This is a genomic window from Nostoc sp., assembly GCF_036917155.1.
In the GTDB taxonomy this organism is placed as follows: domain Bacteria; phylum Cyanobacteriota; class Cyanobacteriia; order Cyanobacteriales; family Nostocaceae; genus Nostoc.
The window spans coordinates 1-18,553 of sequence record NZ_JBALDZ010000064.1; the positions used below are offsets into that span (position 1 = coordinate 1).

Below are 18,553 nucleotides of genomic sequence, written 5' to 3' on the forward strand. Positions count from 1 at the left end.
AAAAGCTGGAATTTGCATGTGGATAATTTATTTATTTTCTGGTTACTTGATTGTTCAAATTATCATCAGCGCATTTTCTGTTTATGTAGTTTATCTATGCTACTTATTGAAGTGCGGAATGTGGGTTCCAAAAAAACTATGTCTGACTCCTTGCACTTTGGTTTTCCTCCTCGACCGGTTTTCTCCCAAAGTCCTTGTATACCTAGCTTTTCCCATTTATGTAATACTTCTCTAACTGTTTGTGGTGTCCAGTTAAAATGAGCAGCTATTTTTTCAACGTACCAGCCATGTGCATTTAACCTGATTATCTCTGCTCGGTCTTTGACTTTCTGTGGTACATCCGCATTTCTTAGGTTTAATAGAGTTTTATCTTGATTGTGAGTTAAAAACACCCTTAAACGAGCGCCCATATCTTAGTCACCTCGGTAGATGCATTCTCCGTATTTACTTATCTTCACATAGTTTGGTTTTTTCGCGCCGACTTACTTATTCATTGCTACTAGAATGCTCTATGCGCTTTGCTCGTGTTCTATTGGAGCAAGCTGAATCACTACCCGTTGATTGAGAGCGTGAGCGATTTTTTGCAGCATTGAAAGAGAGTGTCCCTCGTAATCAGCATCTTCAAGCCGTGCAATCACAGGCTGTTTTGTACCAACAAGTTCAGCAAACTGTTTCTGTGTTAACCCCGATGAAGTTCTGGCAAAGTAAATAAGCTGTGCCACTTCTGCATTTATAGAGGCTGACTCCACTAATGCCTCAAGCTCAGGGTCGCTGCTGGTCATCTTGTTAATGATTTTTATTGCATCGCTAGTCTTCGCCATCCTCTTGTTCCTCTACGTAGGTGTGAACTTCTGGGTTTTCTTCAAATAAAAGCTTTCGTGCGATCGCTCGTTCAATATCAATTGGAGGTACAGCTGCTTCTTCCTTTGTAATGGCGTGTGCGAGAATTGCCACATTTTGCCCATGAAAGAAGTACAAGATGCGGTATTGCACATGAATATGCTTTGCTCTAAGCTCATATATCCCGTCGCGCAAGTAATCAGCCGCCGGGCGACGGAGTTCGTATCCTGATGCCGCAAGTTGTTTGATTCGAGCAACACAGTTTGCATAACCTTTGCGGTCTTCTTTCAAAAGTCGCGTCAGCCAATCAAGGACAGAAACTTCGCCATCCTCTTCCTGGTAGAAAACAACACGGGTTTCAGGCACAGCATACCCTCTAAATATATCAATATTGTTATAGTACGGCAACGCTTGAAAACAAGACGCGCAGACTAGATGACGATTCACCTAAGAAGGGGTAAATATAGCGAAGACACTGTTGGCGAAACATTGCTTAACAATTTTGGCAAGTAATAAGCTGTTACGCAGCTAAATTTAATAAACAGCATTACCTTTGTTTTTAATCTTGCGCTCCCATTTAATAATAAGACCTCCTTCATTGAGCAACTTATTTAATAATTCTTCTAGCTGTGATAAAGATGTATTTTGAGACACGTATGTGCAAGAAATACAGCGTCCCTTTTGAAACCCCTGATTTTAATTATGGGGTTCCCTACACCCTACACCCTATCCCCTACACCCTGTTCATTTTGCGGAAGTTACCTTCTCTTCTACCATCCAAAAAACTTTCTAAATTATCTGGGTCTCCGTGAACCGCCCAATAAGCTACTGTTGGATATGCGACATCTAAAAAATTGCTAATTTCTTGATAGGTTTTTCCATCATTTATCAACAAAATAATCAGAATCTTCTCTCTTACATAAGGATTCTCATGCTCTTTTAGCGTTTTCAGTAGCCTTTCCTTCTGCTCTTGAGAAAGATGGTTTTTTGCTGGCATACGTCGCCGATAATAGCTTAGTTACTTAATCTTATATTATACAATCAAGCTGCGTAGCAGCTTAAAAATTACGGTGCGTAAAATCAATCAAATAAACAAGCGCCGCCAATCCAGTGGTTTTTACTTGAATCAGGCAGAATTAATGGATATTCTGCAATAATGCAAGTGGGACTGAAAAGAGCGGTGCTATCATCTTGTAAGGAACAAGAATTAAATAACATACAATTTATGTCCCTGGTTTACCTCACCCTCAATCCCTCTCCCATGTATTGGAGAGGGAAGCTAGAGACAGGATGAAGTTTTGCATCTTATTTAATCCACGTTCCTAAGGGTGTTATGAAACCCAAGAATTAGCTGCAATGGCTGACCAGCAAAAAACTTTAGCCCAGGTGCTGGAACTGATTCAACAATAGCCAATCAATTCACTATCATTCCATTCCAAGGTGTCGCCAATTTTTTCGCCGTCGTGGTAGGCGGCGAGTAAGATTTCGCTAGTTTTACCCCAAGCGATCGCTCCACTAGCATCTAAGGCGATCGCTCCTAAATCCCGTTTGTTCTGGTGTGCTTCTGCAAGCGATCGCTGCATGGCATCCTTCAGAGACATCCCATCAGTGACACGCACTACAATCCGTGCGGCTAAACACTCATCGATAATATCTTCGCCAATGCCAGTACAACTCACACCAGCATTACTAGTGGCATAATTACCTGCGGGCATAGCAGAATCACTTACCCGTCCAATCCGCTCAAAGCCCTTACCACCAGTAGAAGTGCCAGCAGCTAGCTTACCATAAGTATCTAAAGCTACTACACCGATAGTGCCGCGTCCGGCATTGCTGGTTTCTACAAGTTCAGGTTCTGCTACCACGCCAGCCATTGTACTTTTAAAATTATCTTGGCGCTCTTGTATCCACTCTTGTAACCGCAAATCAGTTAAAGCGTTATAGCTGGGAATTTGCATTTCCCGCGCCAACTCAGCCGAGCCGAAATCTGATAACACTCGGTCTGGCGAACTTTGTAAAAACTGCGCTAAATCAATGGGATTTTTCACCCGCGAGATATTAATCACACCACTAAACCGCCCTGATGCACCATCCATCAGGGAAGCACTCATACGAATTTGACCATCAGATTGCAATACTGAACCAGTACCAGCATTAAAGCGGGGGTTGTCTTCAAGCATTTGGCAACCATGCACCACTGCCTCAGAGGCAGTCGATCCTGACAATAGTAGAGAATAGACTTCTTCTATTACTGTATGGAGCGATCGGCGCACCGCCTCCAATCCTCCTTTACCGTGGAGAGAACTACCAGCCCCGCCATGAATAATTAATTTAGGTTGCACCTGTAACTCCATTAATCTCTTGCGCTATTTGCGTCTGTATTGCGGTTGGTTTCATTTTGAGCTTCAGAACGGCGACGACGACAACGTTCTGAGCAGTATTTCACATCGTCCCAGCAATCCTGCCACTTTTTACGCCATGTGAAAGGACGTTGACATACCGGACAGATTTTTGTCGGTAGGTCAGATTTAGAACGAACACGTCCCATATAAATACTGTGTAGACGAGGGTTTGATTTCTGATAGAGATGGAAAATAATTATAACCAGTTTCCTACGAAGGGGGGATACTTTTAGCAAATAAATGTGTTGTCAATCTATTGTGAGACTTATTTTTAAATTTTAAGAGAATCACAAGGAGCGATCGCCAAACTTTTCGGTCTACTGACCTTGCAAGAGCCGATCCTAGAAAACTCAGAGGCGAAATTCGTTTTCAACCGAAACAATCACCACTTGACAAACGAAATACTTTTTCGGCCAACATATTTCTATTCTCTAGCAATAACAATATCGTTAGACTTAATAACTGCATAAGCTTCTTTTCCCTCAGATAGTTCCAACTCTTCTGCGGAAGCTCTGGTGATAATCGAGGTTAATTCTACTTTATGAATAATCTCCAAAGTTACCTCACTATTAACTGCTCCATAAACAACTCGTTTAACGACACCTTTAAGAATATTGCGAGAGCTAACTTTTAGTGATTTCTTTTGAATACTAGTTTCTCTATCAGGTTTTTGAGTGTAAATATCTTCCTGTTTTTCCTGCTGAGTTGATGGTGATATCGGTGCTGAAGATTGCTGAGTAAGACTACGCACGAGTTCTCGCAAAATCTCAGTCTTGGTACGTTGAGACTGTTCACAGAACTCCTCCAGAATCTTGCGCTCGTCCTCTGAGGTTTGAAATGTAACCCATCCTTGTTCTTTTCTTGGCATAATAATATTATTAATTTTGGTTATCTTGGTAAAATTCTACCAAGTATCAATTCGATATGTCGTTTTAGTAGTAACATTTTTTTGTCAGTATTTTGAGCGCAAATTAATCAACTAATCTCATATAGTTAACTACATATATATTTATTTTTTTCTAGATGCGAAATATTTTGTTACTTGAAATTGCCTAAAATCATCATAAAAATATTACCAACTAAGATGGTAATATTTTAGTCTGTGGTATTTGTTTAGAATAGCGACGCCTACGATGGGTTAATCTGGCATAAAGTTCCGTTGGCGATCGCATGAGTGCCGTAGGATTATTAAACGTGAGTTCACAGCCAGGGGATGAAACACCTAAAATCGCGTTCTCAAGACCTGCGGAGTTTATTTGAGAACAATATCACCATTGAATACGTGGCAGAACCTCTGAAAGCTATGCCAGCTGACGCAGAGGTAAAAGAAGTGCTGCATTGGATGCAGGCACAAAACTTTGATGTTATCGGCGTTGAGACGGGAGATATTATTAGCGGTTATGTAGAACGCTCTAGTTTGATTCCAGGTAAAGAAGGTAAATGTAGCGACTATCAACGGGTGTTTCACCCCAAAGAACTAATTGCCATTTCTACCCCATTGATAAAGTTGCTACCCATTTTGCGACAAACTCCGCGATTGTTTGTCTTGGATTGCAATCAGGTAAGTGGTATTGTTACCTGTGGTGACTTGCAGAAAGCACCTGTGCGAATGCTGCTGTTTGGCTTAGTAACGCTGCTAGAAATGAATTTGCTGCGGCTGGTGCGGATTTATTATCCCCAAGATTCTTGGCAAAAAGTCCTTAAACCTGAGCGCTTAGAAGTTGCTCAACGGCTATGGCGAGAGAGCCAAGAAAGAAACGAAGCCACAGATTTGTTAGATTATCTGCAATTTTGTGATAAGCGAGAGTTGATTTTAAATCAACCAGAACTTCTCCAGCAACTAGGACTAAAATCAAAAAGGTACGGCGAACGCTTCCTCAAATCTGCTGAACAGTTGCGAAACCGATTAGCTCACGCCCAAAATTTAGTTAGTGCTTCCTCTTGGACAGAGTTGATTTCTCTCGCAGAAGCGATGGAAACGCTATTAATTCACTGTGAAGAAGTTGAGTGAATTTTTCAGCTTTAGACAACATTATTTAACTATTTTGTCAAGTCTGCTGCTGTGGATAAATCTAATAGTGCTTCGCTATAAAATTCAGCTTTAATGCGGCTTGTTGAGTGAATCACTCACTTGAGTACCTGTATAATTGGGAACCCAGCCCTCGGCGATTGCAAAATAGCGTATCCCTTTGAAATTCAACGATGCAGTTGGGCTGCACCAATGCTCAACGCCTGCGGGGATGTAGAGATAATCTTGTGCCTGAACTAAAAGCTGTACTTGGCTACCATCAGGACGCACAAAGCCATAGATCATTTCTCCTGCCAACACGTAGAGGGGTTCAGCCGCAGGATGAGTATGGTAACGTCCGTAGGTTGCTATCAGGTGGTGAAGATTGAAGGAACCTGGATGTACATTTAGTAAGTCACACCAGATACCGCCATTTTCTTGCTGAATAAATTCAAAGACGCTGTTATGGAGTTCTACACAATAACGTTTCTCAGCCTCAGTTAAAACGTCCTGGTCTAGCAGATCGGGGAAGAGTAGCGATGTTCCTGGGTCGTAGTGTCTAAGTTCAATACCAAGAGGCGCAAGTTCACGAGCTATTTCGCCTAAGTCGCTCTCAATCGTACCGTCGTCAAGTAGTAGGTTAGCCATGACAAAAAGACTAATTAACTGTTAAGAAGAGTATACCCAATTTTTATTTAAAAAGCCACTATTTCCGACTGATAAACCGGGGATTGTGGGGATTGGGGACTGGGGACTGGGGACTGGGGACTGGGGATTGGGGACTGGGGATTGGGGACTGGGGATTGGGGACTGGGGATTGGGGACTGGGGACTGGGGATTGGGGATTGGGGATTGGGGACTGGGGACTCTTTCAAGGGTAGGGGTTTAAAAATCAGGCAGTAGAGAGAGTGATTTGAGACACATGAAGTTGTGGAGTCAAGGTTGGCCAAGGCTGAGGAAAAAAACTACCTTGAGGTAATGGCAGGCGATTGAGAACAGCAGCCTTAATGACTAAAAATCCACGGCGAAAACAACTCAAGCAACGATGGAGAAGACTATTTTTGAAATTACGTCGTGCCACATGAGTTGGTGGTAAGTTATCTAAAAGACATCTAAAGAATTGGCGTAGGGACAATACCCTGCGGGAAGCCGCTTGGCGTCTACATGAATTGTCCCTATAAAGGGTTTCAGGTAAAGCATATTTAATTTTCACATGTCTAGTGAAAACTAGGAAATAGGGATTAGAGAAGAGTTTTCTAATATTCAATACCCAATCCCCAATCCCCAATCCCCAATCCCCAATCCCCCAGTCCCCAATCCCCAATCCCCATTAAAAGAATAAATTTATCGCCAGAATGATGCTCATTGGTACCACTAGCATCTAAGCTAGTACGGGTGAACTATATGCAGCATGGAATGTCTGACTTAATTCTGTTTTGGCATCGACGCGATTTACGCATTTCTGACAATACGGGACTGGCTGCGGCAAAACGGCAGAGTCCGAACGTGGTGGGCGTGTTTTGCCTTGATCCGAATATTCTGGAACGGGATGATGTTGCTCCTGTGAGAGTAACTTATATGATTGGCTGTTTGCAGAAACTCCAACAGCGATATGCTCAAGTTGGTAGCCAGTTGTTAATACTCCACGGCAATCCTGTACAAGCGATACCAGCTTTAGCAGAGGCAATAAATGCCAAAGCTGTTTTTTGGAATTGGGATGTAGAACCTTATTCACAAGAACGCGATCGCACCATTATAAATGCCCTCAAAGAAAAAGGCATTGAGTTTCTTAACCAAAACTGGGATCAAATCCTCAACTCTCCAGATGATATCCGCACGGGTGGTAACAGTCCTTACACGGTTTATACCCCCTTCTGGAAAAATTGGATTACTAAACCAAAGGCTCAACCAGTAGAAACACTACAAAATGTCGAGGGATTAACGGAAGCTGAACAGAAAATTGCCAAACTTGCAGGTGCGATCGCATTACCTTCAGCGAAAGATTTAGGATTCATCTGGGATGAACAATTGATTATTTCACCGGGAGAAGCGGCGGCGCAAGAACGATTAGAAGAATTTACTAATAAAGCCATTACTGAATACCAAGAACAGCGAAATTTCCCCGCAATTGACGGAACATCACAATTAAGTGCAGCTTTGAAATTTGGCGTAATTGGCATTCGCACTGTTTGGCAAGCCACTATAGAAGCACTAGAAAACAGTCGCAGTGAGGAAACAACAGTTAATATCCGCACATGGCAACAGGAATTAGCTTGGCGGGAGTTTTATCAACACGCAATGTATAACTTTCCCGAATTAGCTGATGGTGCTTTCCGCGACACCTTTAAAAACTTTCCTTGGGAAACTAACGAAGCACATTTCCAAGCTTGGTGTGAGGGGAGAACTGGCTACCCCATTGTAGATGCAGCAATGCGCCAATTAAATGAAAGCGGCTGGATGCACAACCGCTGTCGGATGATTGTTGCCAGTTTTCTCACCAAAGACTTGCTAATTAATCCCCAATTGGGAGAAAAATACTTTATGCAGAAGTTAATTGATGGTGATTTATCTGCTAACAATGGCGGCTGGCAATGGAGTGCTTCTAGCGGTATGGACCCTAAACCTGTGCGAATTTTCAACCCAGCCAGTCAAACACAAAAATTCGATCCAGAGGGGGAATATATTCGGCAATGGGTATCAGAATTAAGGTCTGTAGATACAGAATATTTAGTTACGGGGAAAATTCCACCTTTAGAACGTCATGCTGTTGGCTATCCTGACCCAATTGTGGATCATAAAATACAACAACAGCAGTTTAAACAGCGTTATCAACAGCAAAAAAACATTAGTAGTGGTGAGTAAATTACCTTAGGCTGTATCATTTATAAATGTATCCAAATATATACTTATGAGGGTGAGCGATCGCAACTCTCTACTGAGGCTGCGCCAACAACACCTTTTGCTACTTTACCATACTGAGTACTGAGTACTGAGTACTGAGTACTGAGTGCTGAGTAAAGAAGATTGAATACTCAGTAATTTTGCACTATGGTAAAAGCCCCGCCCGCAAGTGGCGCGGTCTTTCATCTCAGCACGGGCTAAACGCCCCGCTACCGCTAACGGAACTCGGAACTCAGCACTTTTCATTTAAGAGTAGGGGTATGCAAAGGGGAAGGACGATCGCACCTAAATCCAAATTGCTGAATTTTCAGCCTAGTTTGCATTAACTTTGGATACATTACCGCAAATGCGCTGATATTTTAATTTTCCCTCTTCATAAATTCCGCAAAAACACCGTTACGCTATTCGTACTTGTGATCAAAACTTAGAGCATCCAGTTTATTAGGGCGTGTTTATGACCAACCCTGTAAAGACGGTTATCCAAGTCAATCTGGAGATGGCTCTAGAAGTAGCTCAAGAATTGGAGCAAGCTCCATACACTCAACTCAGTACTTATTGTTTGGAGATTTTACGGGAAATAGGATGTCCTGGTACTGAACTCCCAGTTAACTTACAAACTCGCGATCAGCAGCTAAACTTTATCACAGGCTTTGCATCTTATGCTTTTGGGGAGGTACAAAATGTACAAAGCATTAATTGATGATATATTTTCTGATTCAGAAGGGTCAGAAGAAAATACTTTTCCTGCCACAGATAAAGATTTACTAATTTTAACAGAAAAATTTTTAGGGTTTGAAATTCCCCCAAAGGTTTTCTTGCAAGCTATAGCCATTGCTGATTACGACTGTGCAGCTGCTTTTCGCTACGTTGATAATTATTTGACTACCCTCAAGAATAAAAATCAGCGCAAGAAGCAGAAGAAATTACTTGTGTTAGGGTGTTCGACTAGGTTTGACAATAATTGACGTGCTGATTCATAAGTTAACTAAAAACCAATACGATTTAGATAAGATCATTTACACTGTGGATTTAGAGACGTTGCAATGCAACGTCTCTACACATATTTGTCCCACAACGATAATCAAGAACAATTAGAATTTATCTATTGAGAAATAAGATCCCCGACTTCTTTGAGAAGTCGGGGATCTGTAGCTTGAAATTACGAATTACGAATTACTATTACTTTTCCCAAGACAAACTTGTTCATAGCTTTTACCCGCAATATCCCAAGTGAATTCTGTTTCTACCAGTTGTCTGCCATTGTCAGACAATTCTGAACGCAGATGTGGACGATCGAATAGTTGACTAATAGCGGTGACATACTCTGTCGGTTTATTCGCTCGTAATGCCCTGAGTGGATGACTAGCACCATCTACAGCTAATCCTTCTAAGCCGCGATCGCTCGCTACTACAGGTATACCAGCTGCCATTGCCTCTAAAGTTTTATTTTTAATGCCAAACCCAGTTCGCATCGGTACAACGCAGATGGTAGCTTGGTGTAAATATTCTACCATCGAAGGTACACGCCCAAGCACATTAATTCCTGGTTTTTTATCAAGTGCTAAAACTTCTGGCACTGGGTAAGAACCAACAATATCAAAAGTTGTATCGGGATATAATTTTTGGATTTCTGGCAAAACTTCGTTGCTGAAAAAACAGACCGCATCAATGTTTGCCAAATTATCCATTGCACCGATGAAAATTAAGCGATGTCCTCCAGGATCTTTGGTACGGTTGGGGAAAGAAACTAAATCTACACCATTGGGAATAACTGTAATTTCACTATTGGGGTTAAATTCTTGTAGTTGAATTTTATCTTCTGCTGTTGTCGCCACAATTGCCGAAAATTTAGCGCAGTAGCTTTGCTCATAACGATGCAAAAGTGGCAGATTAATTTTGTCTCTAAGGGAATTTTCGGAAATGCCTGTTACTAGTTGACTCCGACAGGTAGCGTAAACAGAACTATGAACATTAACTATGGTTTTTAGCTGTTTCTGAAAATGCGATTGGATATAAATTTCATTGACGCTATGTTCGCAGGTAATTACGTCACATTTTCCCGCTTCCACCCAGTTATCAACCCATGTTTGCATCTCAACTGAGTAGCGATTAAGTACGCTTGGCGGTGTCCCCTGTTGCAAAAATCTACCAAATCGCTGGATTTTCTTGAATATTCCAGTGGTTTGAGAATCTGGTGGGCGTTCAAAAATGGCTAAATGATCGACACAATCGCGTAATCCGTCTATTTCTACGTCTGTAACATCGCCCTCGCGTTGAGTTGCGAGGGTGACAGTATGGCGTTGACTGAGATACTTCAGTAAATGAAATGTCCGGACTTGGGTTCCCCCACGTGTTGGTGGGTAGGGAAAAGTGGAAGATAGCATTAAAATGTTCATACGAGTGATGAATCAAATCTGATACATACACCATGACCTGATTGGAGGCTGTATGTCATCATTTGATTAGACCACTCCCTAACACCGCACACGCCAGATGCTCCACTTGGGGAGACCCCTTGGCGCTAGCCTCTCCCAATGTGAGAAGACCACACGTTTAACTATTGACTTCTTCATCATGTTCAACTACTTCAGATTTATCTTGTAACGGTTTCACTACTCGTGCGATCGCTTCCTGAATAAAAGCTTTGATAAATTCATCTCTGCGATTAATTTGAAACTGTCGCTGTACAACTTCTGTCATTCCACCATCACCCCAATCTTGGTCATGACGAAAATATTCAATGAAACTCTTACCAGCAATTCGCGTTAAATAAGCTGCTGTCACGCCTTGAATCGCCCTACCAATAATAAAGGTGGCAATATTAAGTTGCAAAGCTGTAGATAATAATTGAATTGCTCCCTTAACAATGCCCAAACTAGCAATAGTTTTCGCTAAAGAAAGGGCTAACTCTCTTCCCCGTTCCATATTCAATTCACAGCCGTAGACTCTGCCAATTTCCACAACCATTTGAGCATTAACTGCGGCTGTCGCCAATAAATCTACAACTGGTATGGGGGTTACTGATACTACACCAGCACCAATCCATTGAAACCGTTCTACGATTTTGTCAGCTTGACGGCGGCGCTGGCCATCGATGAGTTTTCGCGCTTCGTCTCCCAAGCGTAGAGATTGTAAAAGAATATTATCCGCTACCAAATCTTCACCTTCAGCACGTAAAACAGCAGCCGTGCGCCGCAGCAACGGAACAATATCCGGTTCCGGCTGAAAGGTTTCGCCAGTTTCTAGTTGTGCAGGTTGAGGATTAGCTGCGATCGCTACTACATCATTAGTAGCAATAAATCCCCGTACCCGTTGACGCAATCTCGCGAGGATGGATTCTTTATCTTCATCTGTATATAAATCAGTTTTGTTCAGCACTAAAAGCGATCGCTTCCCAATTTCTGCCAACCCCCGCAGCGGCTCATATTCTGAACGTCGTAAATCATTATCCACCACAAATAATAGTAAATCTGCTTCCGTTGCTAGTTCTCGCGCCATCTGTTCCCGTTCTGTTCCCGCCACCCCAGCTTCTAAAATTCCTGGCGTATCTGTAATTAAAATCTTCCGTTCTAATCCCTTCAACCGCAGACAATAGGTTTCTCCAACTTGGGTTGTACCCATCGGTGCATCCACCTGACCAACCATGCGTCCCATAATTGCATTAACTAGGGAAGTTTTGCCAGCACTCCCCGTACCAAATACCACTACTTGAATTTCACCCCGCGCTAGATTGGCTTCAATCTCTCGCGATCGACTTAATAAAGCCTGACGTGCTACTTCATCTTGAATTTGCCCTACCTGTTGCCGCACAGCCTGTAGAGTTGTAGAAGCAGCGTCAGATTTAGCAGCCGGAATTTGCGCCGCAGTTACTCGCTTCGGGTTGCGGCGCGATCGCTTTTCCCCAGATTGAATCACCAGTACATAATAAACGAAAGCGGCAACCAAGGCTCCAATGAGGACAATCAGCAGCAACAGCAGTAAATTGCCTAGCAACGGTGAATAGGACAATTGCCAGTAGAGGCGTGATAGGGAATCAATTAGCCATAGAGCTAGCCCCAAAATGACAATTAGACCGACAATCAGCGTTACTATGCGTGACAGAGGCATGGCTGGGAAAGATTAGTAAGTATTCAGTAGGCAGATGCTTCTAATCTTAATAGTTTCAGCATTTTTTACCAGAGTAGTAAGAAGCAGCTTTTGAGGTTCTGAAGGTAGAACTATTAAAAAATTGCAACAATGTCAGAATACAACTATGTACATCCGTAATGTATCCAGCAATATTTTAAGATGCAGACTATTACCAAAAAGTCAACAAATAAATCTTGGGCTGGTGCGATCGCACAACCAGCAAAAGAATTTCCCCTTACTCAACTATCAATTATTTCTGGCAAAATCCCAGATGGCTTGCGTGGGACACTTTACCGCAATGGTCCCGGACGGCTAGAACGTGGTGGCGAACGCGTGGGACACTGGTTTGATGGAGATGGGGCAATTCTCGGCGTTCATTTCACAGATGTAGGAGTCACCGGAGTCTATCGCTATGTGCAAACAGCAGAATATCAGGCTGAAACTCAAGCGGATAGGTTTCTTTATGGTGTCTATGGGATGCATCCGCCAGGGCCCATCTGGAAGCGCTGGGGTCAACATACCAAGAATGCAGCAAATACCTCAGTGTTGGCTTTACCTGATAAATTGTTGGCTTTATGGGAAGCAACCAATCCATACAGCCTTGATTTACAAACCTTAGAAACCAAGGGATTAGATGATTTAGGTGCTTTGGACAACGGATTACCTTATTCGGCTCATTACAAGCGTGATTCCCAAACAGGCGAAATTTTTAACTTTGGAATCAGCATCGGCAGTTCTGTACAGCTGAATCTCTACAAAAGCGATGCCAGTGGCAAAATTATCCAAAAAACTGCTTTTAAGCTAGATCGCTACTCGATAATACATGATTTTGTTTTAACTCAAAGGTATCTGGTGTTTTTCATGCCACCAATGCGGATGAAAACACTGTCAGTTCTCCTTGGTTTGACTACCTTCAGTGAATCTCTGTTGTGGGAACCTCAGTTAGGAACCCAGGTGTTAATCTTCGACCGAGAAAACTTATCCTTAGTGAGTCGTAGTGAAACTGATCCGTGGTTTAATTGGCATTTTGGCAATGGCTATGAAGATGAAGATGGTTCCGTAATTCTGGATATGGTGAGATATGCAGATTTTCACCAAACTAATGAATATCTCAGAGAATTTGCAAGTGGTGAGACGCACACAGTAACTAAAGGAACATTATGGCAAGTGCGCCTCAATCCTCAAACAGGTAAAGTGACAGCAATACAGGAAGTTGTCAACCGCAAGTGTGAATTTCCCGTAGTACAGCGATCTTTATTTGGACAACCTTGGCGCTATACTTATGTATTATTAATGCCCCAAAGAGGGGATACAGACAAAGAATCCTTTGGTGCGATCGCTCGCTTCGACTACAAAACCGAAACCCTCACCGAAGCTGACTTAGGAGAAAACCGCTATCCTTCAGAACCCATCCACGCCGAAGATGCCCACAATCCTGAGCAAGGCTGGATACTAACTGTTGTATACGATGGTAATACTCATAGTAGCGAAGTTTGGGTATTTGATAGCGATCGCCTGGATGCAGAACCCGTTTGCAAACTAAGATTACCTAGCGTCATTCCTCACAGTTTCCACGGCACTTGGAACCCAGCTTGACAATTCAAAATTCACAAAAAGCCCACGAAAAACCTAACCCCCTTCCTGACGCTTTAAGCTACGGTTATGGGATACTTATCCATCTATAGCTAGCGATCAACACTAGCTATAGCAGAAATGGGGGACGGAGGGTAAGAGCGATCGCAACGATAATTTTATAAAAATCTCTTCAATTCTTCTATTAGTATCTGGTCATTTTTCCACATAGAGACCTTTCCACCTCGATAGATTTTGGCGATGAAGGGAGCAGGATGCTTGCCAATACGGTTCGGTTAAGGTTTTTTGATTAAAATTCTAAATTCCAAAGACGCGATAAATCGCCGTCTCTACAATAATCATTCCTTTGTAGAGACGGCGATTTATCGCGTCTCTTGCCTTAACCGAACAGTATTGCGGTCATAAGCGTGCCTGCCAGAGATGTCTATTTTTATTATCGCAAATACCAATATATTATCGATATTAGCAAGACTTAACTTATTGAAAAATTCTTTTTCTTAGTGAAGCGATAGCTCTTGGCTCTCCCTAATAGACATCTCCAGAAATTAAATATGCGTTATCCAGAGTCCTTGTAGAGACGTAGCAGTGCTACGTCTCTACATTCTTTTTCGGAGATGTCTATTGGATAACTAGATGGGGTAAAGTCAAAACAAGCTGAGGTTTTTCATATTCTGTGAAAAGTTAGGATAATTGCTAAGTGTAAAAACGTAGTATCCTACATATTGGTATCTAAAGAGAAGTCCAAAATCATGAGGAGAAACCCCATAGCATTACTACTTAGCGGAGTGATTGTCAGTTTTGGACTGTCATCATTGTTAGCTCAAGCACAACAACAGGTTTCTGATGCCCAAGTTGCAGCGATGGTAGAGGCGTTGCGACTAGCTGCACCACAGACCGGCACCTCAAATGATGGACTTTATAGTGAATGGCAAGTTAAACCAGAAACTCTCAAAGGCTGGTCGAAATTTTGTCTCAAAAAAGAACTAACACCAACGCAGTTTGAAAACAGTCCTGTGACGGCACGCCAAGTTGTATCTTGCATCACGCGCCGGGAGTTAAACAAGCAGTTTATCGCTACCAATAATAATGAAACTGCCGCTGTGCGTGGCGTTGGTTGTTGGTGGATGACTGGCAACTACACAGGTTGCAATAGCGGATTTACTGCTACATATCTTCAAAAAGTTGTGGGTTTTTACCAGCAGCAGCGTTCAAAACCAGCAACTACTCCATAGACATCACTAAATTAATTGCTGCACGCAATTAAGCAAAACCAACTTCTACGCATCTACGTTGACTTTAATAACACAGTTTTAGTCTTAACCCAAGCGGATTGAGTTATATCTCACAAAGGATTGTTTGAACTTTGCCAATGCTGTTAGAATGCATCGATGTCAAAAAAGCAACATTTCTTAAACAAAAAACCCGGCTGGTCTTTGGATGAGCGAGATCCAAAGTTCATAGAATCTCTGATGCCTGTGTTTGGCTTTTTCTATCACCACTATTTCCGAGTTCAAACTAGTGGCTGGGATAATATTCCACCCCAAGAAAAAGTTCTATTTGTCGGCTCGCACAATGGAGGACTTGCAGCACCCGACATGGCAATGGTGATGTATGACTGGTTCCGACGATTTGGTGTAGAGCAACCCGTTTATGGTTTGATGCATCCCAAAGCTTGGCAGGTTAGTACACCACTAGCACAACTGGCCGCCAAGGCTGGAGCAATCATCGCCCATCCGAAAATGGCTTATACTGCCTTACACTCTGGAGCTAGTGTACTAGTTTATCCCGGTGGAGCCGAAGATGTCTTCCGACCGTTTTATTTACGTAACAAAATCTATTTTGCGGGACGGCAAGGATTTATCAAATTAGCGTTACGGGAAAATGTGCCGATTGTGCCTGTGATTTCCTGGGGCGCTCACGATACACTGATTGTAATCGCTGACTGCTACAAAGTTGTGCAGCAACTCCACGAGTGGGGGATGCCTTGGCTGTTGGGGATTGACCCAGAAGTTTTTCCGATCTATCTTGGACTACCTTGGGGATTAGCAATTGGCCCATTACCCAATATTCCATTGCCAGTGCCCATATATACGCGGGTTTGTCCGCCAATTGTATTTGAACGCTACGGCCGTGAAGCAGCTAGCGATCGCTATTATGTCAATGAATGTTATGAATTAGTTGTTAGTCAGATGCAGCAAGAGTTAGACCGCTTAGTGGAGCTAACTGCTAATGCCAATTCTCTTTGAGTAGTTATCAGTTAGAAGCTTTGAATCTTTAACTCATAACTGTTTTCCTAACCACCGCTAACTGGTGGAATCAGCACAACTTCATCCCCATCTTCTAGTAGTGTATCTGGTTCGACAAATATCAAATTAATCCCAAACCGGGTGATATCACGCCATTGGGAGAGTTCAGGGTGTTCAGCTATGAGGCGATCGCATACTGCTTTAACTGGCATACTATTAGGAAATTCCAGCACCAACTCTGAAACCCTAAAGGCTTCTTGATAAGCAGCGAACAACTTGACGGTAACGGTGATTGCAGATTTAGACATAGAACATACTTTGGCAGTACGAGCAAGTTTTTCAATACTCGACAAGCACCCTGAACTCTTGGGATTTATTATACATTAGACATCTCCAGAAATTAAATATGCGTTATCCAGAGTCCTTGTAGAGACGTAGCAGTGCTACGTCTCTACATTCATTTTCACCAGATGTCTATTACTAACTGCATGATTTCATATCATGTCCAGTTCAGTCCGGCTTGAGGCAGAATCAACCCACGCGCAATGACGTGGGATTGAAGCAAGACCAACAATTAATTGTTCCCCTTTTTCTCTTCCATGACTATTCAGCATTGAGGATTTTTGGTACTTTGAAAAATTCGCCTTCCTGTTCAGGCGCACCATTGAGAATACTTTGTCTGTCAGGATAGGGTTGCAATTCATCCTCTCGTGTGATATTACTGACATCAATTGCCCTTGTTGTTGGGGCTACATCAGTGACATCAAGTTCATTCAGTTGTTCAATGTAGTCCAGAATACTTCCCAACTGAGTAGTGAATTGTTCTTCTTCTTGTGGAGTCAATTCTAAACGAGCAAGATTAGCTACCTTGTGAACTTGTTCTTGGTCAATCATATTTTTTAGTGGGGAGTAGGGAGTGGAGAGTTAGGAGTGGATGATTTATAATTCCTAACTCATCACTTTTAGAAGAATACGTCAATTTGCGATCGCCCGGTGGTTTTCAGCCAGTTTTGGGCTTCGATGTAGTTATTGGGAGCCATGCGAATAGCACGAATCCAATAGTCTGCGGCTTGGTCAAAAAGTGCTTCGCCAGCCTCGTTATCTCCAGCTTCTTTTTCCTTTTCGCCTTGGTAGTGATAAATCACGGCGATATTGTTCAAAGCTTGGGGTAGGCGTGGGTTTAACTCAATTGCCTTGTGATATAGTTCTAAAGCCTTTTCGTGGTCGCCATTGCTGGCATAGATTAGCCCCATATTGTAGAAAATATAGCCGCGATCGTTGGTATCTTCCTCTAGTGTTAGAGCTTCTTCATAGTATTCCAATGCCTCAGCATATTCCCCTTCCGCTTGGGCCGACATACCATCTCGATAATAAACAAACGCTTCTTTAGCTTTTTTGTTGGTTGGTAGGATCTTCAGAATGATATCCGCCATCACTGTAAAGGATTTGTCAACAAAATTATCGTTTTTTTGTGTTCTTGGCATATTTGTCTCTGGGTATTGCGTATTGGGGACTGGGGACTAGGTATTGGGGACTGGGTACTTGGGGATTGGGGATTTGATAAGAAAGATTATTACTTCGACCTCAGAACTTCAGCCTCAGAACTCGTAACTTCAGCTTCAGAACATAAAGTGTCAAGCCTAGAACTTCCCAATCCCCAGTCCCCAATCCCCAGTCCCCAATTCCATAGTTCACTCAATAGCTAATTTAACTGATTTGCGGGGGCATTCTCCTGACTCAGGGGTACGATACATTCTGAACTATTATGCCGAGAGTTGTTTACCAAGGTGCTAACTGGATATGCAGTCATTGCTGGCGCTGGATAGGGGCGCAATAGCTGCTGTAGGGTTTGGGGCGTTTGCACTTGGGAATCTAGCCATAAATCGTAATCTTGTGGCTCCAGAATCACTGGCATCCGCTCATGAATGGGTTGGAGTAATTCGTTAGCTGCCGTTGTCAAAATTGTACAAGAAATTATTTCTTCATTAGCAGGGGTTCGCCATCTCTCCCACAAACCGGCAAAGCCGAAGGGTTGCCCATCTTGGAGACGAAAATAAAATGGCTGTTTCTTACCTTCTTGGCGTTGCCACTCATAAAAGCCATCAGCTAGGACTAAACAGCGTCTATGCTTAAAAGCCGAACGAAAAGCGGGTTTTTCGGCAACAGTTTCTGCCCTCGCGTTAATCAGCTTTGCCCCCATTCCCGCATCTTTCGCCCATGACGGAATCAATCCCCAATGCAACTGCTTAAATTCACGCTCTTCGCTTTCGGGATTTTGTAACACTGTTGCCACCATTTGCGTAGGTGCGATGTTATATTCGGCTGCTAAATCTGGAACTGACTCCATATAGAAAACTTGAGATAATCCTGTTGCCGACTGGTTTAGCGTAAATCTTCCACACATACTTTTATTCTCCACCACTGACTAAATTAAA

General features: G+C 42.7%; 24 protein-coding genes. 9 read left to right on the forward strand and 15 right to left on the reverse strand.

The features are described 5' to 3' along the window. Window positions 1–65 precede the first annotated feature (65 nt). The 7 genes from V7K67_RS09470 to V7K67_RS09500 form a co-directional block, all read right to left on the reverse strand. Window positions 66–410, reverse strand: a complete 345-nt coding sequence (locus V7K67_RS09470; protein ID WP_335166255.1) for a helix-turn-helix domain-containing protein — start codon at window positions 408–410, stop codon at window positions 66–68. Window positions 411–509: 99 nt separating this feature from the next. Beyond that, the gene (locus V7K67_RS09475; RefSeq protein WP_335166257.1) at window positions 510–821 is read right to left on the reverse strand and encodes a helix-turn-helix domain-containing protein; all 312 of its coding nucleotides are present in this window, start codon (window positions 819–821) and stop codon (window positions 510–512) included. Then, window positions 808–1,206 carry a type II toxin-antitoxin system RelE/ParE family toxin gene (locus V7K67_RS09480; protein WP_334730630.1) on the reverse strand — a complete coding sequence of 133 codons (399 nt, stop codon included), beginning with the start codon at window positions 1,204–1,206 and terminating at the stop codon, window positions 808–810. The genes V7K67_RS09475 and V7K67_RS09480 overlap by 14 nt, the downstream gene beginning before the upstream one ends. A 367-nt stretch (window positions 1,207–1,573) precedes the next feature. Next, window positions 1,574–1,837, reverse strand: coding sequence for a helix-turn-helix domain-containing protein (locus tag V7K67_RS09485; RefSeq protein WP_335166259.1), 264 nt, complete (start codon window positions 1,835–1,837; stop codon window positions 1,574–1,576). Between the two features lie 403 nt (window positions 1,838–2,240). Continuing rightward, window positions 2,241–3,194, reverse strand: coding sequence for an isoaspartyl peptidase/L-asparaginase (locus tag V7K67_RS09490; protein ID WP_334730628.1), 954 nt, complete (start codon window positions 3,192–3,194; stop codon window positions 2,241–2,243). Then, window positions 3,194–3,388, reverse strand: a complete 195-nt coding sequence (locus tag V7K67_RS09495; RefSeq protein WP_094350216.1) for a DUF2256 domain-containing protein — start codon at window positions 3,386–3,388, stop codon at window positions 3,194–3,196. The genes V7K67_RS09490 and V7K67_RS09495 overlap by 1 nt, the downstream gene beginning before the upstream one ends. 278 nt (window positions 3,389–3,666) lie before the next feature. Beyond that, a complete protein-coding gene (locus tag V7K67_RS09500; RefSeq protein ID WP_335166262.1) occupies window positions 3,667–4,110 on the reverse strand; it encodes a TOBE domain-containing protein in 444 nt (147 codons plus the stop codon). 345 nt (window positions 4,111–4,455) lie between these two features. Here V7K67_RS09500 and V7K67_RS09505 point away from each other — a divergent pair, with 345 nt between their 5' ends. Beyond that, the gene (locus V7K67_RS09505; RefSeq protein WP_334730627.1) at window positions 4,456–5,253 is read left to right on the forward strand and encodes a hypothetical protein; all 798 of its coding nucleotides are present in this window, start codon (window positions 4,456–4,458) and stop codon (window positions 5,251–5,253) included. A gap of 90 nt (window positions 5,254–5,343) precedes the next feature. Here the strand turns inward: V7K67_RS09505 and V7K67_RS09510 are convergent, their stop codons facing one another. Further along, window positions 5,344–5,898 (reverse strand): 1,2-dihydroxy-3-keto-5-methylthiopentene dioxygenase, encoded by a 555-nt coding sequence (locus V7K67_RS09510; RefSeq protein WP_334730626.1) that lies wholly within the window; start codon window positions 5,896–5,898, stop codon window positions 5,344–5,346. An 85-nt stretch (window positions 5,899–5,983) separates the two neighbouring features. On the opposite strand from V7K67_RS09510, the gene V7K67_RS09515 reads away from it, so the two are divergent. Beyond that, complete coding sequence (locus tag V7K67_RS09515; protein WP_335166265.1) at window positions 5,984–6,139, forward strand: hypothetical protein; 156 nt, start codon at window positions 5,984–5,986, stop codon at window positions 6,137–6,139. A 3-nt stretch (window positions 6,140–6,142) separates the two neighbouring features. Here V7K67_RS09515 and V7K67_RS09520 read toward each other — a convergent pair whose 3' ends face one another. Further along, a complete protein-coding gene (locus V7K67_RS09520) occupies window positions 6,143–6,574 on the reverse strand; it encodes a hypothetical protein (RefSeq protein WP_335166267.1) in 432 nt (143 codons plus the stop codon). 92 nt (window positions 6,575–6,666) lie between these two features. Here V7K67_RS09520 and V7K67_RS09525 point away from each other — a divergent pair, with 92 nt between their 5' ends. The 3 genes from V7K67_RS09525 to V7K67_RS09535 all read left to right on the forward strand — a co-directional run bounded on the left by V7K67_RS09525 (window position 6,667) and on the right by V7K67_RS09535 (window position 9,116). Further along, window positions 6,667–8,112 carry a deoxyribodipyrimidine photo-lyase, 8-HDF type gene (locus V7K67_RS09525; protein WP_335166293.1) on the forward strand — a complete coding sequence of 482 codons (1,446 nt, stop codon included), beginning with the start codon at window positions 6,667–6,669 and terminating at the stop codon, window positions 8,110–8,112. Between the two features lie 493 nt (window positions 8,113–8,605). Then, on the forward strand, window positions 8,606–8,851 hold the full coding sequence (locus V7K67_RS09530) for a hypothetical protein (protein WP_334709376.1): 246 nt from the start codon (window positions 8,606–8,608) through the stop codon (window positions 8,849–8,851). After that, on the forward strand, window positions 8,832–9,116 hold the full coding sequence (locus V7K67_RS09535; RefSeq protein ID WP_334709375.1) for a hypothetical protein: 285 nt from the start codon (window positions 8,832–8,834) through the stop codon (window positions 9,114–9,116). Before V7K67_RS09530 ends, V7K67_RS09535 begins: the two co-directional genes overlap by 20 nt. Before the next feature lie 201 nt (window positions 9,117–9,317). On the opposite strand, the gene V7K67_RS09540 is transcribed toward V7K67_RS09535, so the two are convergent. After that, window positions 9,318–10,547, reverse strand: coding sequence for a glycosyltransferase family 4 protein (locus V7K67_RS09540; RefSeq protein WP_335166269.1), 1,230 nt, complete (start codon window positions 10,545–10,547; stop codon window positions 9,318–9,320). A 157-nt stretch (window positions 10,548–10,704) separates the two neighbouring features. After that, complete coding sequence (locus V7K67_RS09545) at window positions 10,705–12,258, reverse strand: YcjF family protein (protein WP_334709373.1); 1,554 nt, start codon at window positions 12,256–12,258, stop codon at window positions 10,705–10,707. Between the two features lie 180 nt (window positions 12,259–12,438). Here V7K67_RS09545 and V7K67_RS09550 point away from each other — a divergent pair, with 180 nt between their 5' ends. From V7K67_RS09550 to V7K67_RS09560, 3 genes are all read left to right on the forward strand, one after another. After that, window positions 12,439–13,875 carry a carotenoid oxygenase family protein gene (locus V7K67_RS09550; protein ID WP_335166271.1) on the forward strand — a complete coding sequence of 479 codons (1,437 nt, stop codon included), beginning with the start codon at window positions 12,439–12,441 and terminating at the stop codon, window positions 13,873–13,875. 746 nt (window positions 13,876–14,621) lie between these two features. Next, window positions 14,622–15,104 (forward strand): hypothetical protein, encoded by a 483-nt coding sequence (locus V7K67_RS09555; protein ID WP_334730621.1) that lies wholly within the window; start codon window positions 14,622–14,624, stop codon window positions 15,102–15,104. A 156-nt stretch (window positions 15,105–15,260) separates the two neighbouring features. Next, window positions 15,261–16,118 carry a lysophospholipid acyltransferase family protein gene (locus V7K67_RS09560; RefSeq protein ID WP_335166273.1) on the forward strand — a complete coding sequence of 286 codons (858 nt, stop codon included), beginning with the start codon at window positions 15,261–15,263 and terminating at the stop codon, window positions 16,116–16,118. 47 nt (window positions 16,119–16,165) lie between these two features. On the opposite strand, the gene V7K67_RS09565 is transcribed toward V7K67_RS09560, so the two are convergent. The 3 genes from V7K67_RS09565 to V7K67_RS09575 form a co-directional block, all read right to left on the reverse strand. Further along, a complete protein-coding gene (locus V7K67_RS09565) occupies window positions 16,166–16,426 on the reverse strand; it encodes a MoaD/ThiS family protein (RefSeq protein ID WP_334909521.1) in 261 nt (86 codons plus the stop codon). 295 nt (window positions 16,427–16,721) lie between these two features. Next, window positions 16,722–17,012, reverse strand: coding sequence for an Asp-tRNA(Asn)/Glu-tRNA(Gln) amidotransferase subunit GatC (gene gatC / locus V7K67_RS09570; protein WP_334709367.1), 291 nt, complete (start codon window positions 17,010–17,012; stop codon window positions 16,722–16,724). A gap of 68 nt (window positions 17,013–17,080) precedes the next feature. Continuing rightward, window positions 17,081–17,602 (reverse strand): photosystem I assembly protein Ycf3, encoded by a 522-nt coding sequence (locus tag V7K67_RS09575; RefSeq protein ID WP_179064807.1) that lies wholly within the window; start codon window positions 17,600–17,602, stop codon window positions 17,081–17,083. A gap of 15 nt (window positions 17,603–17,617) precedes the next feature. Here V7K67_RS09575 and V7K67_RS09580 point away from each other — a divergent pair, with 15 nt between their 5' ends. Further along, complete coding sequence (locus V7K67_RS09580) at window positions 17,618–17,824, forward strand: hypothetical protein (RefSeq protein WP_335166275.1); 207 nt, start codon at window positions 17,618–17,620, stop codon at window positions 17,822–17,824. On the opposite strand, the gene V7K67_RS09585 is transcribed toward V7K67_RS09580, so the two are convergent. Then, window positions 17,821–18,522 (reverse strand): SOS response-associated peptidase, encoded by a 702-nt coding sequence (locus V7K67_RS09585; RefSeq protein ID WP_334730618.1) that lies wholly within the window; start codon window positions 18,520–18,522, stop codon window positions 17,821–17,823. The two genes, V7K67_RS09580 and V7K67_RS09585, sit on opposite strands and share 4 nt — an antisense overlap. Between the last annotated feature and the right edge of the window lie 31 nt (window positions 18,523–18,553).

Coding starts and splice junctions, on each gene's coding strand:
- V7K67_RS09575 (WP_179064807.1), bottom strand. CDS start 17,602: ATGCCAAGAACACAAAAAAACGATAATTTTGTTGACAAATCCTTTACA.
- V7K67_RS09530 (WP_334709376.1), top strand. CDS start 8,606: ATGACCAACCCTGTAAAGACGGTTATCCAAGTCAATCTGGAGATGGCT.
- V7K67_RS09535 (WP_334709375.1), top strand. CDS start 8,832: ATGTACAAAGCATTAATTGATGATATATTTTCTGATTCAGAAGGGTCA.
- V7K67_RS09545 (WP_334709373.1), bottom strand. CDS start 12,258: ATGCCTCTGTCACGCATAGTAACGCTGATTGTCGGTCTAATTGTCATT.
- V7K67_RS09510 (WP_334730626.1), bottom strand. CDS start 5,898: ATGGCTAACCTACTACTTGACGACGGTACGATTGAGAGCGACTTAGGC.
- V7K67_RS09525 (WP_335166293.1), top strand. CDS start 6,667: ATGTCTGACTTAATTCTGTTTTGGCATCGACGCGATTTACGCATTTCT.
- V7K67_RS09475 (WP_335166257.1), bottom strand. CDS start 821: ATGGCGAAGACTAGCGATGCAATAAAAATCATTAACAAGATGACCAGC.
- V7K67_RS09585 (WP_334730618.1), bottom strand. CDS start 18,522: ATGTGTGGAAGATTTACGCTAAACCAGTCGGCAACAGGATTATCTCAA.
- V7K67_RS09490 (WP_334730628.1), bottom strand. CDS start 3,194: ATGGAGTTACAGGTGCAACCTAAATTAATTATTCATGGCGGGGCTGGT.
- V7K67_RS09550 (WP_335166271.1), top strand. CDS start 12,439: ATGCAGACTATTACCAAAAAGTCAACAAATAAATCTTGGGCTGGTGCG.
- V7K67_RS09500 (WP_335166262.1), bottom strand. CDS start 4,110: ATGCCAAGAAAAGAACAAGGATGGGTTACATTTCAAACCTCAGAGGAC.
- V7K67_RS09470 (WP_335166255.1), bottom strand. CDS start 410: ATGGGCGCTCGTTTAAGGGTGTTTTTAACTCACAATCAAGATAAAACT.
- V7K67_RS09485 (WP_335166259.1), bottom strand. CDS start 1,837: ATGCCAGCAAAAAACCATCTTTCTCAAGAGCAGAAGGAAAGGCTACTG.
- V7K67_RS09565 (WP_334909521.1), bottom strand. CDS start 16,426: ATGTCTAAATCTGCAATCACCGTTACCGTCAAGTTGTTCGCTGCTTAT.
- V7K67_RS09505 (WP_334730627.1), top strand. CDS start 4,456: ATGAAACACCTAAAATCGCGTTCTCAAGACCTGCGGAGTTTATTTGAG.
- V7K67_RS09560 (WP_335166273.1), top strand. CDS start 15,261: ATGTCAAAAAAGCAACATTTCTTAAACAAAAAACCCGGCTGGTCTTTG.
- V7K67_RS09495 (WP_094350216.1), bottom strand. CDS start 3,388: ATGGGACGTGTTCGTTCTAAATCTGACCTACCGACAAAAATCTGTCCG.
- gatC (WP_334709367.1), bottom strand. CDS start 17,012: ATGATTGACCAAGAACAAGTTCACAAGGTAGCTAATCTTGCTCGTTTA.
- V7K67_RS09540 (WP_335166269.1), bottom strand. CDS start 10,547: ATGAACATTTTAATGCTATCTTCCACTTTTCCCTACCCACCAACACGT.
- V7K67_RS09555 (WP_334730621.1), top strand. CDS start 14,622: ATGAGGAGAAACCCCATAGCATTACTACTTAGCGGAGTGATTGTCAGT.